The organism is Gelidibacter gilvus (assembly GCF_004115975.1).
In the GTDB taxonomy this organism is placed as follows: domain Bacteria; phylum Bacteroidota; class Bacteroidia; order Flavobacteriales; family Flavobacteriaceae; genus Gelidibacter; species Gelidibacter gilvus.
On the sequence record NZ_SDDZ01000004.1, the window covers coordinates 112,200 to 128,264 of the forward strand.

Here is a 16,065-nt window from a genome sequence, read left to right on the forward strand (position 1 = left end):
TCAAAAATTAAATTTTATTGCTTTTCAATCCATTTGCGTGCATTGACAAAAGCTTCCAACCATGGCGAAATTTCGTCTTTTCTGCCTTCAGGATAATACGGCCAATTCCATTGGAATGTTGACCGTTCAATATGTGGCATGGTCACTAAATGTCTACCTGTTTTGTCGCACATCATCGCCGTGTTATAGTCAGATCCATTAGGATTTGCTGGATAGGTGTCATAGCCATATTTGGCCACGATGTTATAATTATCTTCTGTTAATGGTAGTTTAAATTTCCCTTCTCCGTGCGAAATCCAAACCCCTAAGGTACTTCCTGCCATACTTGAAAGCATGACAGAATTGTTTTCTTGTATTTTTACTGAGCTAAATCCGCTTTCGTGTTTATGGGATGTATTATACGTCAGTTTTCCATGAGTTTCATGCTCAGGATTGACCAAGCCTAATTCCATCCAAAGTTGAGCGCCATTACAAATACCTACGGACAGTGTGTCTTCTCTTTTAAAGAAATTCTTTAAGGCGAGATTTGCTTTTTCATTATATAGAAAGGCACCGGCCCAGCCTTTTGCAGAACCTAAAACATCTGAGTTTGAAAACCCGCCAACGGTGCCAATAAATTGAATGTCTTCCAGGGTTTCACGTCCTGAAATCAAATCGGTCATGTGCACGTCTTTCACGTCAAATCCTGCGAGGTACATGGCGTTTGCCATCTCGCGTTCAGAGTTGGATCCTTTCTCTCTTAAAATGGCTGCTTTTGGGCGTGCGGTGCGGTCAAGTCGCGACTTGATCGTACCTTCCAATTTCCCTGTAAAATGTTCTGGGAATTTATAATGTAACGGTTGATGCTTATAGTTGTCAAAGCGATCTTTTGCCAATCCGTTTGCCGTTTGCTTTTGATCGAGTAGAAAAGAGGTTCTATACCACATATCACGCAATTTCGAAACGGTCATGCTAAATACATCGTTTCCATTGATGATATTTAAGAAATCACCTTCTACAACCTTCCCGATCTTGAAAAACTCAATATTTGCATCAGCTAATATTTTTTCTGCGGAAGCGTCTTTAGTTTGAAAAACGATGCCCGCATTTTCAGCAAAAAGTATTTTGAAAGAGTCGTCCTCACCGATTTCGGTCAGATCAAATTCAGCCCCTAAATTGTTATCGGCAAAACACATTTCTAATAAAGTAGTGATCAATCCGCCCGAAGCCACATCATGTCCCGCAACAATTTGACTATCCTTTATTAAATTTTGAATGATGTTGAAAACTGTTTTTACATAGGCTGCATCCTGAACTTTAGGCGTTTCGTTACCAATTTTACTCAAAACTTGGGCAAACGAACTACCGCCCAATTTAAATCCGTCCTTAGAAAGATTGATATAATAGATGCTTCCTGCATTTTTCTTTAAAACAGGTTCGACAACTTTGGTAATATCATTACAATTTGCTGCTGCCGAAATAATGACGGTTCCTGGAGAAATCACCTCTTCATTTGGATATTTTTGTTTCATGGAAAGTGAATCTTTCCCTGTAGGAACATTGATGCCCAAATTGATGGAGAATTCAGAAACTGCTTTTACTGCGGCGTAAAGACGTGCATCTTCACCTTCATTTTTACAAGGCCACATCCAGTTGGCTGATAGTGAAACACTTTGCAACCCATCTTTTAAAGGTGCCCAAATGATATTTGTGAGCGCTTCAGTAATGCCATTTCTACTTCCTGCGATAGGATCAATCAAGCCTGAAATAGGGGAGTGGCCGATGGAAGTGGCTACACCTTCTTTTCCTGTATAATCCAAGGCCATTACGGCCACATTGTTCAATGGTAATTGTAGTGGTCCCACACATTGCTGTTTGGCAACCTTACCGCCCACACAACGGTCTACTTTATTAGTCAGCCAATCTTTACAGGCCACGGCCTCCAATTGCAATAACTGGTCTAAATAATCGTAAAATCTATCTTTTTTATAAGTGATTGCGTCGTAATTTCTACTGATGGTTTTATCCGTCATGATTGTTTTTGGAGAACTTCCAAACATGTCATTAATTTCCAAGTCCATTGGTTTTTTACCTGTGGTTTTGGATTCAAAAGTAAAACGATGATTTCCAGTAACGTCTCCCACAGTATACATTGGCGAACGCTCACGATCTGCTATTCTTTGAAGAATTTCCAAATGCTTTTCTGCAATGACCAAGCCCATACGTTCTTGCGATTCATTGCCAATTATTTCTTTTGCCGAAAGCGTCGGATCTCCGACCGGTAATTTATCTAAATCGATAAGGCCACCAGTATCTTCAACCAATTCACTTAAACAGTTCAAATGGCCTCCAGCACCATGGTCATGAATGGAAACAATAAAGTTTTCTTCACTTTCAACCATGCCACGTACGGCATTAGCGGCACGTTTTTGCATTTCCGGATTGGAACGTTGTACAGCGTTTAATTCAATACCTGTTGAAAATACGCCAGTATCTGCTGATGATACTGCAGCACCACCCATCCCAATACGGTAGTTTTCTCCACCAAGGATGACCACTTTATCACCAATTTTAGGGGTGTCTTTTAATGCTTGATCCGCTTTTCCGTAACCAATACCTCCAGCTTGCATGATGACTTTATCATAACCGAGTTTGCGTGGAGACTCTGAGCCCGTGGAAACCTCTTGATTTTCGTCATGTTCAAAAGTTAATACCGAACCACAGATCAAGGGTTGACCGAATTTGTTTCCAAAGTCTGAGGCGCCATTACTGGCCTTGATTAAAATATCCATTGGTGTTTGATACAACCACGGACGGGCTTCCATTTTCTGTTCCCAAGGCTTGCCCTGAGCCCCGTCTAACGTGTCCTCCAATCGTGAATAAGCCGTCATATAAACCGCTGTTCCCGCCAATGGCAAAGACCCTTTTCCTCCAGCCAATCGATCTCTGATTTCTCCACCAGAACCTGTGGCAGCGCCGTTGAAAGGCTCAACAGTGGTTGGGAAATTATGAGTTTCAGCTTTTAATGAAATAACCGACTCATAATCTGTAATTTGATAGAAATCTGGTTTATCCGCTGTTTTTGGTGCAAATTGTTCAACAACAGGCCCTTTTACAAAAGCGACGTTGTCTTTGTATGCTGAAACAATCGTATTGGGATTTTTATTGGAAGTTTCACGAATCATCTTGAACAGCGAGTGTTCCTTTTCATCTCCATCAATCACGAACGTGCCATTAAAGATTTTATGACGGCAATGCTCACTGTTGACCTGTGAAAACCCAAAGACTTCCGAGTCGGTCAGTTTTCTACCTATTTTTTTGGAAATATCTTCTAAATATTCAATCTCCTCGTCATTCAAAGCCAATCCTTCTTGTTGATTATACCCCGAAATATCATCGATATCGATGATTGGTTCTGGTTGGATATGAATGGTGAATGACTCTTGGTTGATCCCTTTATATTTTTCAGAAATCATCGGATCAAAGTCTGTGAAATTTTCAGGGACTGCCTGAAATTCTTCAATACGAATGATATCAGAAACGCCCATGTTCTGAGTGATCTCAACAGCATTTGTACTCCAAGGAGTAATCATAGCAGCACGAGGACCAACAAAAAAAGCATCGAGAGATGCTTGTTCTATTTTAGGTTGGTTGCCAAATAACCACACCAATTTATCGATGGTTTCAGTTGCTAATTCTTTTGTGGCTTGAACAGCAAAGACCTTGCTGTTTTGGTTTCCGAAGAAATGAATCATTATGTCTTAGTTTATGCCTGACTTTTTGGTCAGACAGTTTGTATTTTCAAAGTGCAAAATTAGTCTTTTTTAAGGATATTATTTCAAAATCAGATATAAATAAAAGCGACTTTTACTTCGCTCTGTCGAAGTGAAAAGCTGGTTAAACTACTTTTTGTAATCTTGAATGACTATTGAAATCCAACGTTTCGTTTAAAACATATTCTTAAACTCAATGAACAGAGAATCCTAGCACTATTGTCGGGACTTGTCCAATGTTCTTACACTAAATTTTAATTTATTTTTTCTGCAGAAGTGCCATATAAAAACCATCAAAACCAGAAGTATGTGCAAGTAATTTTTCGTCTTTTACAAATGTATAATCCTGGCCACTTTCTGAAGCTAAAAAGGTTTTCACTTGATCTTGGTTCTCTGACGGCAATATTGAACATGTCGCATAAACCATTTGTCCTCCAGATTTAACAATTTTAGAGTATTGTTGCAAGATCTCCTGTTGGGTTACCTTTATTTTCTCGATGAATTCAGGTTGCAGTTTCCATTTGGCATCCGGATTTCTTCTCAGTACTCCCAGTCCAGAACAAGGTGCATCAATCAATACACGATCGGCTTTGTCATGAAGTTTTTTAATGACTTTAGTCGAATCTATAGCTCTTGTCTCTACATTAAAAACTCCGTTGCGTTTGGCACGTCTTTTAAGTTCGTTGAGTTTATTTTCATAAATATCCAACGCAATCACTTGACCTTTGTTTTCCATCAAAGCAGCAATGTGCAATGCTTTTCCGCCAGCACCCGCACAGGCATCAACCACGCGCATTCCAGGTTCGACGTTTAAAAACTCCGCAACCAATTGTGATGAGGCATCCTGAACTTCAAAATGGCCGTCTTTAAATGCTTCCGTTTGAAAAACGTTGGCGCGCTCTTTTAATTTTAAAGCATGGGGATAGTTTGGGATAAAGTCCGTTTCAATGTCCAAATCGAATAATACTGCCTGTAACTTTTCTTTGGTTGTTTTTAAGGTATTGACTCTTAAAATCACATCCGCTTGTTCGTTTAATGCGCTAATTTCTTTGGTCCACACGTCGTTGCCCAATTCTTTTTCGCCCAATTCATCCATCCAATCAGGAATGGATTCCTTGAATTTTCTTGTTTTTGAAAGTTCGTCAAAACGTCCTTTTATTTTTCGGGTAGGTGTGTTTTCAAAATAAGACCAATCCGGAAGTTTGATCCCTTTTAAAGTTGCCCAAACGGCAAACATTCTCCAAATATTATCTCTGTCAAAAGGTTCCTTAACTTCAGCAATTTCAGCATATAAACGTTTCCATCTTACAATATCATAAGTGGTTTCTGCAACAAAAGCACGATCACGGGCACCCCAGCGTTTATCGCGTTTTAAAAGTTGTTGGATGACTTTGTCAGCATATTGACCCTCGTTAAATATCAGCATCAATCCATCAATAACTGCAAAACATATATTTCTGTGTAATCTCATTTCTTAATTTATTAATTGTTTGTCGTTAAGTTGCACGACTGCAAGCTTTATTATAAAAATTGCGACTGCAAAGTTACGTTAAAATGCCACGAATGCATGACTATTTTATTTTTTTTGATTCTAATATCAAGTATCTTTCCAGAAAAAATGTGACCATGCGAATTTTGACCTGTCTATTTCTGTTTATTGTCATTCTATCTTGTAAACAAAAAGAAGAACCTATTATACCTGAAATCTCCACAGTTGAGATTGAAGAGATTTTTAACAACAGCACTTTAAGTATCAGGGCAATTGATGTCGCTTCTGATAAAAGCTTAGCTTTTGCTGCTAACAACGGCGTTTTTGGTCTTTATAATCCTCAAACTGGAGAATGGGCCACCGCAACCCAAAATTATGACACTTTAAATTTGCAGTTTAGGGCAGTGGCAAGAACCGCCAATGATTTTTTTATGCTGAGTGTAGAAAATCCTGCCTTATTATTTAAGACAGGTGAAAACGGTGAAATGGAAGTGGTTTATAAAGAGGAGCATGACAAGGTGTTTTATGATGCGTTAAGTTTTTGGAATTCTCAAGAAGGGATTGCAATTGGCGATCCAACCGATGATTGCATGAGTATTATCATTACACGAGACGGTGGCAAAACCTGGAATAAGCTTCCCTGCGATAACTTACCAAAAAGCATAGAAGGCGAAGCTGCTTTTGCAGCGAGCAACACCAATATTGCGATTATAGGCAACAACACGTGGGTAGCGACTGGTGGAAAAACGAGCAGAATATTATTTTCTGGCGATAAAGGCAAGTCATGGGAAGTTTTTGAAACGCCAATGATTAATGGTGAACCTACCACAGGTATTTATTCCGTGGATTTTTATGACGAGAAAAACGGATTTGCCATTGGTGGCGATTATACAAAACCTGAAGAAACGAAAGCCAATAAGATGAGAACTTCAGATGGCGGAAAAACTTGGCAATTGGTGGGAGATAATCTAGAGCCTGGCTATAGAAGTTGTGTGCAATATGTTCCAAATAGCGACGGAAAAGCACTTGTAGCCATCGGTTTTAAAGGAATTGACTACTCTTCTGATTCTGGCAGCACTTGGAAGCATTTGAGCGATGAAGGTTTTTATACCATCCGATTTTTAAATGATAGTGTGGCTTACGCTGCGGGACAGGGGAGAATAGCGCGTTTGAAATTTCAATAAAAATAAAATAAATTCCAAAAAAATAAAAATCCCAAATTCCAAGACTATTCAATTGGAATTTGGGATTTTTTTATTGGAATTTAAACTTTATGGTTTCTCTTGCTTATCACCATGACGCTTCCTGTACTCATGTAGCATCTTTCGGTTGAATTCATCTTCAGCTGTTTTCAATTGAAGAATTTTCTTCGCAGGTAACACATTTTGTTTCAAGAGATTTTCGATAAAATCGATACGTAAATTCTCTCTATTTCTTTCAAATTTTATAAGATCATTGAGCATAACTCTGGCTTGAGCCTCGGTAATATCTTCTGAAATTTGGTTGCGTTTTTCATAGCCAAGTTTACGTTGCGTATCTTTTTCGGTTTCATAGGCATTGTAAATCGGCCAAAATTTTTGGGCTTCTGTTTGGGTCAAGGCCAAGCGCTCAGTAATAAAAGCGACTTTAAGCGACTTTATTTTTTCCCTTTTATCTGAGTCTTGTGAGAATGTTGACCAGGAGGTCAATATCACAAATAAAATAATTGTTATTTTTTTCATTTTCCAAATATTAAATCTTCGATGGAAGTATTATTAAGAAGGTAGTTTTCTAAGGACTCCTCGGTAAGCGTGGTAGATACGAAATTATCCAAGACCAGATCGTCTTCATCTAAAAGAGAGGCAATATCATAGATGTTGAGGTTTTCATCATTCAAATACTCTTCTATGGAAGCCGTTTCAACTTGATTGATGGATAATGGAGCATCTGATTTTAAAACTATGGTGAACATCAGTATCAAAGCGGCAGCAACTCCGGAAATGACGCCAGCGTTTCGCCAGAATCTCATCGGAATGACTTTTACAGTGTCTTTTGGTTCCTCTTCATTTTTAAGACGTGCTTGTAATTTAGTATCAAAATTTTCAAAATAGTTTTCTGGTACTTTGAAACCAGTTCCTTCTATGGAAGCCATGTCTTTTTGAACCGCCAGTTTTTCGAACAAGCGTTGATCAAAAGAATCAAAATAAGCGTCAGGGGTTTTGAACCCTGTTTCCTTAATATTATGTAACTGACTTTTTTTCATGCTATTACTATGACTTTTAATTTTGCAAAAGGTTTAATCACTTGTTAAATAAGCCTCTATTTTTTTTGCGGCAATGTGATAGGACGCTTTTAATGCCCCTTCGCTGGTCTCCAATATCTCTGACATATCAGAGTATTTCAAATCGTCAAAATACCGCATATTGAATACCATTTTTTGTTTTTGCGGTAATGTGGCGATGGCTTTTTGTAATTTCAATTGGATTTCATCACCTTCAAAATAAACATCTGCCTCAAGGTTATCAATGGTATAATCTTGCAACTCTTGGCTATCAATGCTCTTTAATTTTGAATTACGTTTTAGATGTGTAAAGGCTTCGTTGGTTGCAATGCGGTATATCCAGGAGAATAATTTGCTCTCGCCCTTAAAACTATGGATGTTTTTATAGACTTTGATAAAGGTGTTTTGCAAGACGTCATCTGTATCATCATGGCTCACAACTATCTTCCGAATATGCCAATACAACCTTTCTTTATACAGCGTAAGCAATTCCTTAAAAGCGGAATCTTTGGTTGCTTGAGATGTTAATCTTAAAATGAGTTCCTCTTCTTTGTGCACAAAAGCGTTTTTTAATAAGACAATTGAAGGTATGAAAAGTTTAACGCAATAAGTAAAAAATATTATTAAAATATTTTTATTGATTATCAGAGCATTAGATGCTTGATATTCGGTTAAGAGTAGAAATTGCCGATGAATTGCATTTTTTTCTTGTTTGGTATTAATAAAAGTAATATGTTTACACCTACCTAACCTACTATATCGTCAGTGTCTCCCTAAGCACTGACAATAAAATGAAAAGGATGCGCATTGGTAGTGGCATCCTTTTCTTATTAATGAAACTCTGTTTTAAAACGAACGAAGTGAGATTTTAAAACAGCTAGTTGAATTAATCCCGCTTTTTAGCGGGATCTTGCACTCTATCTTAATCTGATCTTCCAGAACATAATTGAATTTAATAACGAAGTGAGATTTTAAGACAGCTAGTTGAACTAATCCCGCTTTTTAGCGGGATCTTTCACTCTAGCTTAATCTGATCTTTCAGAACATAATTCAATTTAGTAACGAAGTGAGATTTTAAAACAGCTAGTTGAATTAATCCCGCTTTTTAGCGGGATCTTGCATTCTAGCATAATCTGACTTTCAGAACATAATTGAATTTAGTAACGAAATAATATTTTAAAACAGCTAGTTGAATTAATCCCGCTTTTTAGCGGGATCTTTCACTCTAGCTTAATCTGATCTTTCAGAACATAATTGAATTTATTAACGAAGTGAGATTGTAAAGCAGCTAGTTGAACTATTCCCGCTTTTTAGCGGGATCTTTCATTCTAGCTTCATCTGACTTTCAGAACAAAATTGAATTTATTAACGAAGTGAGATTTTAAAACAGCTAGTTGAACTAATCTCGGATTTAATCTTATCATCATTTACTCAAAACTCTGCATATCCACCAACATTTTGTAAACGCCATTTTTTGTCATAAGTTCATTGTGTTTGCCTTGTTCAACAATTTCTCCTTTTTGCATGACCACAATTTCATCGGCATTTTGAATGGTTGATAATCTATGCGCTATGACAATGGAAGTCCTGTTACGCATCATATTCTCCAGGGCAGATTGTACCAAACGTTCACTTTCGGTGTCTAAAGCTGAAGTAGCCTCGTCCAGGATCATAATTGGAGGATTTTTTAGAACTGCTCTTGCAATGCTTAGACGTTGCTTTTGACCTCCGGATAATTTATTTCCAGAATCGCCGATATTGGAGTGAATACCGTTAGGAAGATCTTTAACAAATTCCCAAGCGTTGGCTATTTTTAAGGCATCCATGACTTCTTCATCGGTAGCGTTTTGCTTGCCAATTTTAATATTGTTGCTGATGGTGTCATTAAATAAAATAGAATCTTGAGATACAACACCAAGCATGCCTCGTAACGATGATATGGAAAGATCTTTAATATCTACACCATCAATAGAAATGTTGCCTTCATTAACATCATAAAATCTTGTAATCAGATTGGCAATGGTACTTTTTCCGCTTCCAGATTGACCTACTAGCGCGACAGTTTTTCCTTTAGGCACGTTAAGATTGAAGTTTTTGAGCACTAATTGGTCTTCGTATTTAAAGGAAATATTATCAATAGTGATGTTAGATTCAAATTCATTTTTCACTACTGGATTCTCAATTTCCTTAATGGTATTCTCCGTTTCTAAAAACTCAAGAATCCTATTTGCAGCACCATCACCCTTTTTAACGCCATAACTTGCTTTGGCAATAGCCTTTGCAGGGGTAAGGATATTATAGGCTAGAAGAATATAACCAATAAAAAACGTAGGATCCATTGATTGGTCTATAAACACCAGATAGCCCCCAAATACCAAGAGAATTCCAATCACAATGATTCCTAGAAACTCGCTCATTGGAGACGCCAAGTTTTGACGATTCAGTAAGCTATTGGAATAATGATAGTAGCGTTCATTTGAATCCTCAAATTTTTTGGCGAATACTTTCTCCACATCAAAGGCTTTGATAATCCGCAAGCCAGTCATTGTTTCTTCAAGAATGGATAGAAAAATGCCTTGTTCCTGTTGGACTTTTAAAGACCCTTTTTTTAGTGATTTCCCAATTTTTGAGATAACAACGCCAGATATTGGTAAAAAAACAAAAACAAATAAGGTCAATTTGGCGCTCATCATGAGCATTACTACCAAAGAAAATAAGATGGTCAAAGGTTCTCTGACAATCATTTCCAAAACTGCTAAAAACGAATTTTTAACTTCATCTACATCGGCGCTGACACGAGAGATCGTATCACCTTTAGATTTTTCGGAATAAAATGCAAGCGGTAAGGTGACTATTTTATCAAAGAGCACATTCCTGATGTCTTTTAAAACGCCATTTCTCAAAAATGTAATATAATACATGGCGAGATAATTAAAGACGTTTTTCAGTAAGAACATACTAATGATCACAGAGACCATAAGCATGAGCACTTTGAAATCACCATACTTCTCAATTTTATCTACTATAAAAAAGTTAAGGTAATCTTCCATATATCCTTTAATATTCAACAGTCCCTCGTAGGAAGGTTCTGCGAAAACCTCACGTTTTTCACTGAAAATAACCTTTAATACAGGAATTAAGGCAACAAAGGAAAGTGTGCTAAAAAGTGCATAAAGGATGTTGAAAAAAATGTTGAGATAGGCATATTTTTTATACGGAATAATAAACCGATAAAACTTTTTTAAATTCTCCATTTAACTGAGATTCATGTCTTTTAGCATCGCATCAATTTTTTTCTGTAATTGGCCATCGACAGATGCATAGTCTTCTACAGAAGATAAAGGTGCATTAACGCTCATATAAAACTTAATTTTTGGTTCAGTGCCACTTGGTCTTAATGCTATTTTGCTGCCATCTTCGGTATAATAAATAATGACATTTGATTTTGGGATATCGATGATTTCATCTTTATTGGTGATGAAGTTTTTCGCTTTTGAAAGTTGATAATCCTCAATTTTAGTCACTTTAAAACCATTGATTTCCTTTAGCGGGTTTTCTCTGGCGTCCTTCATCATTTGTTTGATTTCTTGGGCGCCTTCCATACCTTTTTTAGTGATAGATACTAAATGTTCTTTATAAAGTCCGTGAGTGACGTACAATTGCAATAATTTTTTATAAAACGAGCTGCCATCAGCCTTAGCTTGTGCTTCTATTTCGTAAGCTAATAGGGTAGAGGTGACCGCGTCTTTATCACGGACAAAATCGCCCACCATATAACCAAAGCTTTCTTCACCGCCGCCAATAAAGTCGAGTTCAGGAAAGTCCTTGATCATTTTAGCAATCCATTTAAAACCGGTTAAGCCTTCTTTATATTCAACACCGTATGATTTTGTCAAAACTTCCACCATTGGCGTGGAAACAATTGTAGATCCTACAAACTCGTTGCCATCAAGCTTGCCTTGTTTCTTCCATTGCTTTAATAGGAAATCGGTCATGACCAACATGGCTTGATTGCCATTGAGCAGGATTAACTTGCCTTCCAAGTCTCTAACCGCAACCCCTAAACGGTCGCAGTCAGGATCTGTTCCAATAACAATATCTGCATTGACTTTTTCTGCGAGTTCCAATGCCATTTTTAAAGCTTCCGGTTCTTCAGGGTTTGGAGATTTTACCGTTGGGAAATCGCCATCTGGAACTGCCTGTTCTTTAACAATATGGACGTTTTTATATCCAGCACGTTTAAGCGTTTCAGGAATTGTAACAATAGAAGTCCCATGAAGCGATGTAAAGACAACAGTGATATTGTCTTTTGCTTCTTGAGTTGTGAAGTTTCCGTTTTTTACCGACGCGTCGATAAAGGCATCATCCACCTCTTTGCCAATAATTTTTATGAATTTCTCTTTGGCTTTAAAATTAATTTCAGAATAATCCAAACTGTTAATTTCGTCAACTATGGCTGCATCCTGAGGTGGTACCAATTGTCCGCCATCTTGCCAATATACTTTAAATCCGTTGTATTCTGGAGGGTTATGTGAAGCTGTTAAAACAATCCCACAATGGCAGCCAAGATGTCTTACTGAAAAAGATAATTCGGGAGTGGTGCGCAAATCCTCAAACAAATAAACTTGTATGTCGTTTGCCGAAAACACATCAGCGACAACTTTTGCCAAGGTTTTACTGTTATGGCGACAATCATAAGCAATAACTACTTTGGGCGTTTCATTTGGAAATTGCTCATGCAAGTAATTGCTTAGGCCTTGTGTGTTTCTTCCAAGCGTATATTTATTGATTCGATTGGTGCCAACGCCCATAATGCCACGCATGCCACCAGTGCCAAATTCTAGATCCTTATAAAACCCTTCTTGGATTTCTTTAGGATGAAAAGCGATACTGTTCTTGATTTCGTCTTGGGTTTCTTTATCAAAAGTTGGTGTCAACCAAGTGTTGATACGTTCTAAAATTTTCGGTTCAATGTGGATCATGACGGTGTGATTAAAGTTAGTATTACAAAAATAGGCAATTCAACAAATGTTAATTGATTAAAGACTATTAATTTAATGGATTAGAAATTCAATTCATCATGAACAAGATAGCGTTTTCTGTCATCTCTGTTGCGTAAAATAATTTCGCCCAAAAAGCCCGCAATGAAAAACTGAGTACCAATAATCATCGTTGATAGTGCGATATAGAATTGTGGACGATCGGTAATCAAGCGTCCGGCAGTATTTAAAAAGAGTTTATCAATACCAAGATAAAGCGTAAAACCAAGTCCGATGATCAACATAATCGCACCCAAAGCACCAAAAAGGTGCATCGGCCGTCTTGCAAAACGCGAGATAAACCAAATGGTCAGCAAATCGAGAAAACCATGAATAAACCGGTTCATTCCGAATTTAGTGCTGCCGTATTTTCGTGCTTGATGGCGGACTACTTTTTCACCGATATTTGAAAATCCTGCATTTTTTGCCAAAACGGGTATGTAACGGTGCATTTCACCATGTACATCAATGTTTTTAACGACGTTAAGATCGTAAGCTTTGAGGCCGCAGTTAAAATCGTTTAATTTCACTCCGGAAGTGCTGCGAGCCGCCCAATTAAAGAGTTTTGAAGGCAAGTTTTTAGAAACTACAGAATCATACCGTTTTTTCTTCCATCCTGAAACCATATCGTATTGTTCTTTGACAATCATATGATAAAGTTCTGGAATTTCTTCTGGACTATCCTGCAAATCGGCATCCATCGTGATGACCACATCACCTTGTGCTTTTTCGAATCCGGCGTGAAGCGCTTGCGATTTCCCAAAATTCCTCGTAAAACGAATGCCCTTAACATTAGTGTCTTTTTCTGACAATTGTTTAATGACCTTCCATGAACCGTCGGTACTGCCATCATCAATAAAGATGATTTCATAAGAAAAATGATTGGACTGCATAACTTTTGCAATCCAATCATATAATTCAGTTAACGATTCCTGTTCGTTGAGTAGTGGTATAACTACTGATATGTTCATTTAAGAGATTTCAAGTTTTAAGCATTCAAAAGTAACAAAATTAGTTCAAAACAATCTTATTCTTTTTTCATTACCAAACCACCTATCAGCGAATATATAAGTCCAAAAAGTGCGCTCATGGCAACCCAAAATGCTCCCATCAGTCCAGGGTTTGCGAACATCTCAACAAACTTCATACCTTGATCGACCATCTCTTGGGTCATGTCCGGATTATCTTCAATCATCTTATCTTTAGCAACTGCAATCATTTCATTAATGAAATTAGGGTCTATGATATAATTAAAAATTAAAGAATAGATCACGAAAACAATCGCGCTAATCACTCCAATTAACACACCTACTTTAAGTGCATCGCTTAGGCTCAAAAGATTCGCATTTCTCTTTTTATATTGATAAATAGCATAAAAAATAGCAATTGGAAAGATAAGATAATAGATGGCTGTAGGCCATTGAGCACCTTCTAAAGCTAATCCAGTGACATAGGTGAAGACTGAAATAACCACCATGACAAGGCCTAAGATCACGCCGTAATTAATTGCAAACTTCCCAGGAGAAAGTTTTTGTGTTTCCATGATATCCATAATAAATTGGTTTAATTAGTTTATATATTAGTTAGTAAGCAAATATAGAAAAACGTTACAAAAGATTTTCAGTAAAGGTGTGAATCTTGTTATTTGAAAATGGCAATTTTGTTTTGTAAATTGTGAGATGTAAATGATTTAAATGCAAAAAGTAAAAATATACATCAAATCTATTGCGCATTTGTAAAAATTACTTAAATTTGCACTTTCAAAAATTGAACGATATTAAAGTATTTAGAGATGAAAAAAGATATACATCCAGGAAATTATAGACTTGTAGCATTTAAGGATATGTCAAATGAAGACGTGTTTTTAACAAAATCTACAGCTGATACAAATGAAACTATTGACGTTGATGGTGTTGAGTATCCACTTGTAAAGATGGAGATTTCAAGAACATCTCATCCGTTCTACACTGGTAAATCCAAATTGGTAGATACTGCTGGTCGTATTGATAAATTTAGAAGCAAATACGCTAAATTCACAAAATAGTTTAGTGTCCAAAATAGTAAAAGCCTTCAGATATTTTCTGAAGGCTTTTTTGTTTTCCATAAATACCTTACTTTTGAGCCTTGAAATTTTTCGAAATCGAAATAGTTGCACGATCGCGGAGATCTAATTTTTCTCTTAGGTTGAACTTTTTTCGGTTCCGATAATTATTTTGACTGCTAACCAACTTCTAATTATAATAAATGAACTACATCCTTTTTGACGGTCCTTTTAGAGATAATCTTTTGCCTTTTACCTTTACAAGACCGGTTGCCGATCTCAGAATAGGTATTTTGACCATTAGGGAAAAATGGGAAATGCATTTAGAATCTACCACAACAACCGTTACGGAAGATTACCTTTCAGATAAGTTTCCAATGGTAGAAATGGACGAGAATGTCATGATTAATGCATCTTATCTACCAAATAATGAGTTGGTGGAATTGGTGAGGAACCTGAAAGAAAATCAGGCTATTTTTAAGGATGAAGATGTTATCGCCTTTTTTACCAAAGACGCTCAGGAAGATATTGATTTTAATGATTTTGAAGCTATAGAATATGATAGCGAAGTTATTAAGGTAGAACATGTTTGGGATATTTTCTTAAAAAACGGTGAAGCCATTCAAGAAGATTTTGAATTGGTAACGAATGGGAGGGAATCACAACCAATTTCCGCAACCAATAATGTCATAGCGCCACACAATGTTTTTATTGAGGAAGGTGTTATTATGGAATTTGTCACCCTTAATGCCGCTAAGGGACCAATTTATATTGGCAAAGATTCGGAACTTATGGAAGGCGCCATGGTTAGAGGTCCCTTTGCGCTCTGTGAGCATTCAATTGTTAAAATGGGAACTAAGGTTTACGGCCCTACCACAGTTGGTCCTTACTCTAAGATAGGAGGAGAGGTTAACAACTCTGTTCTTTTTGCTCATTCCAACAAAGGTCACGATGGTTTTTTGGGCAATTCTGTTATTGGCGAATGGTGTAATTTAGGTGCAGATACCAATAATTCCAATCTTAAAAATAATTATGCTGAGGTTAAAATTTGGGATTATACCACCGAAAGTTTCGGAAGAACAGGTCTCCAGTTTTGTGGACTTATGATGGGTGATCACAGTAAATGTGGTATTAATACCATGTTCAATACAGGAACAGTGATTGGCGTGAGTGCAAATGTCTTTGGAAGTGGGTATCCGCGTAACTTTATACCTAGCTTTAGTTGGGGAGGCGCTTCCGGATTCACAACTTTTCAAACCAATAAAGCATTTGATGTCGCCAAAGTGGTGATGTCCAGACGCGAAATAGAGTTTTGCGAAATTGACAAAGCTATTATGAACCATATCTTCGAGGCGACACGAAAATTTAGGAGGGATTAAACTTAAACTACTTTAGTCCTAATATATTTGCTGTCATTCTATATTCTTAGAGTCTTATTTTTGGTAAACTTGACGTTTATTGATATCTCTTTTAACCAATCCAAA

12 protein-coding genes are annotated in these 16,065 nt (G+C 37.1%); 3 read left to right on the forward strand and 9 right to left on the reverse strand.

Annotated elements, in window-relative coordinates:
* Positions 1–14: 14 nt before the first annotated feature.
* Together purL and ESZ48_RS08970 are read right to left on the reverse strand one after the other, a co-directional pair.
* Entirely contained in the window at positions 15–3,734 is a 3,720-nt protein-coding gene (purL, locus tag ESZ48_RS08965) for a phosphoribosylformylglycinamidine synthase (RefSeq protein ID WP_129017027.1), read from the reverse strand.
* A 277-nt stretch (positions 3,735–4,011) separates the two neighbouring features.
* Positions 4,012–5,223: an RsmB/NOP family class I SAM-dependent RNA methyltransferase gene (locus ESZ48_RS08970; RefSeq protein ID WP_129017029.1), complete on the reverse strand. Its 1,212-nt coding sequence runs from the start codon at positions 5,221–5,223 to the stop codon at positions 4,012–4,014.
* Between the two features lie 155 nt (positions 5,224–5,378).
* On the opposite strand from ESZ48_RS08970, the gene ESZ48_RS08975 reads away from it, so the two are divergent.
* On the forward strand, positions 5,379–6,425 hold the full coding sequence (locus ESZ48_RS08975) for a WD40/YVTN/BNR-like repeat-containing protein (RefSeq protein ID WP_129017270.1): 1,047 nt from the start codon (positions 5,379–5,381) through the stop codon (positions 6,423–6,425).
* Between the two features lie 87 nt (positions 6,426–6,512).
* Here the strand turns inward: ESZ48_RS08975 and ESZ48_RS08980 are convergent, their stop codons facing one another.
* The 7 genes from ESZ48_RS08980 to ESZ48_RS09010 form a co-directional block, all read right to left on the reverse strand.
* Entirely contained in the window at positions 6,513–6,962 is a 450-nt protein-coding gene (locus tag ESZ48_RS08980) for a hypothetical protein (RefSeq protein ID WP_129017031.1), read from the reverse strand.
* On the reverse strand, positions 6,959–7,483 hold the full coding sequence (locus tag ESZ48_RS08985; protein ID WP_129017033.1) for a hypothetical protein: 525 nt from the start codon (positions 7,481–7,483) through the stop codon (positions 6,959–6,961). Before ESZ48_RS08985 ends, ESZ48_RS08980 begins: the two co-directional genes overlap by 4 nt.
* 33 nt (positions 7,484–7,516) lie before the next feature.
* Positions 7,517–8,059 carry an RNA polymerase sigma factor gene (locus ESZ48_RS08990; protein ID WP_129017034.1) on the reverse strand — a complete coding sequence of 181 codons (543 nt, stop codon included), beginning with the start codon at positions 8,057–8,059 and terminating at the stop codon, positions 7,517–7,519.
* A gap of 869 nt (positions 8,060–8,928) precedes the next feature.
* Positions 8,929–10,755 carry an ABC transporter ATP-binding protein gene (locus ESZ48_RS08995; protein ID WP_129017036.1) on the reverse strand — a complete coding sequence of 609 codons (1,827 nt, stop codon included), beginning with the start codon at positions 10,753–10,755 and terminating at the stop codon, positions 8,929–8,931.
* Positions 10,756–12,483 carry a phospho-sugar mutase gene (locus tag ESZ48_RS09000; RefSeq protein WP_190246225.1) on the reverse strand — a complete coding sequence of 576 codons (1,728 nt, stop codon included), beginning with the start codon at positions 12,481–12,483 and terminating at the stop codon, positions 10,756–10,758. It lies immediately after the preceding gene.
* Positions 12,484–12,563: 80 nt separating this feature from the next.
* Positions 12,564–13,511 (reverse strand): glycosyltransferase family 2 protein, encoded by a 948-nt coding sequence (locus tag ESZ48_RS09005; protein ID WP_129017037.1) that lies wholly within the window; start codon positions 13,509–13,511, stop codon positions 12,564–12,566.
* Between the two features lie 56 nt (positions 13,512–13,567).
* A complete protein-coding gene (locus ESZ48_RS09010) occupies positions 13,568–14,083 on the reverse strand; it encodes a DUF4199 domain-containing protein (protein ID WP_190246226.1) in 516 nt (171 codons plus the stop codon).
* A gap of 249 nt (positions 14,084–14,332) precedes the next feature.
* Here ESZ48_RS09010 and ESZ48_RS09015 point away from each other — a divergent pair, with 249 nt between their 5' ends.
* Both ESZ48_RS09015 and ESZ48_RS09020 read left to right on the forward strand, forming a co-directional pair.
* Positions 14,333–14,584 carry a type B 50S ribosomal protein L31 gene (locus ESZ48_RS09015; protein ID WP_129017040.1) on the forward strand — a complete coding sequence of 84 codons (252 nt, stop codon included), beginning with the start codon at positions 14,333–14,335 and terminating at the stop codon, positions 14,582–14,584.
* 200 nt (positions 14,585–14,784) lie between these two features.
* Positions 14,785–15,960 carry a GlmU family protein gene (locus ESZ48_RS09020; protein WP_129017042.1) on the forward strand — a complete coding sequence of 392 codons (1,176 nt, stop codon included), beginning with the start codon at positions 14,785–14,787 and terminating at the stop codon, positions 15,958–15,960.
* Positions 15,961–16,065 lie beyond the last annotated feature (105 nt).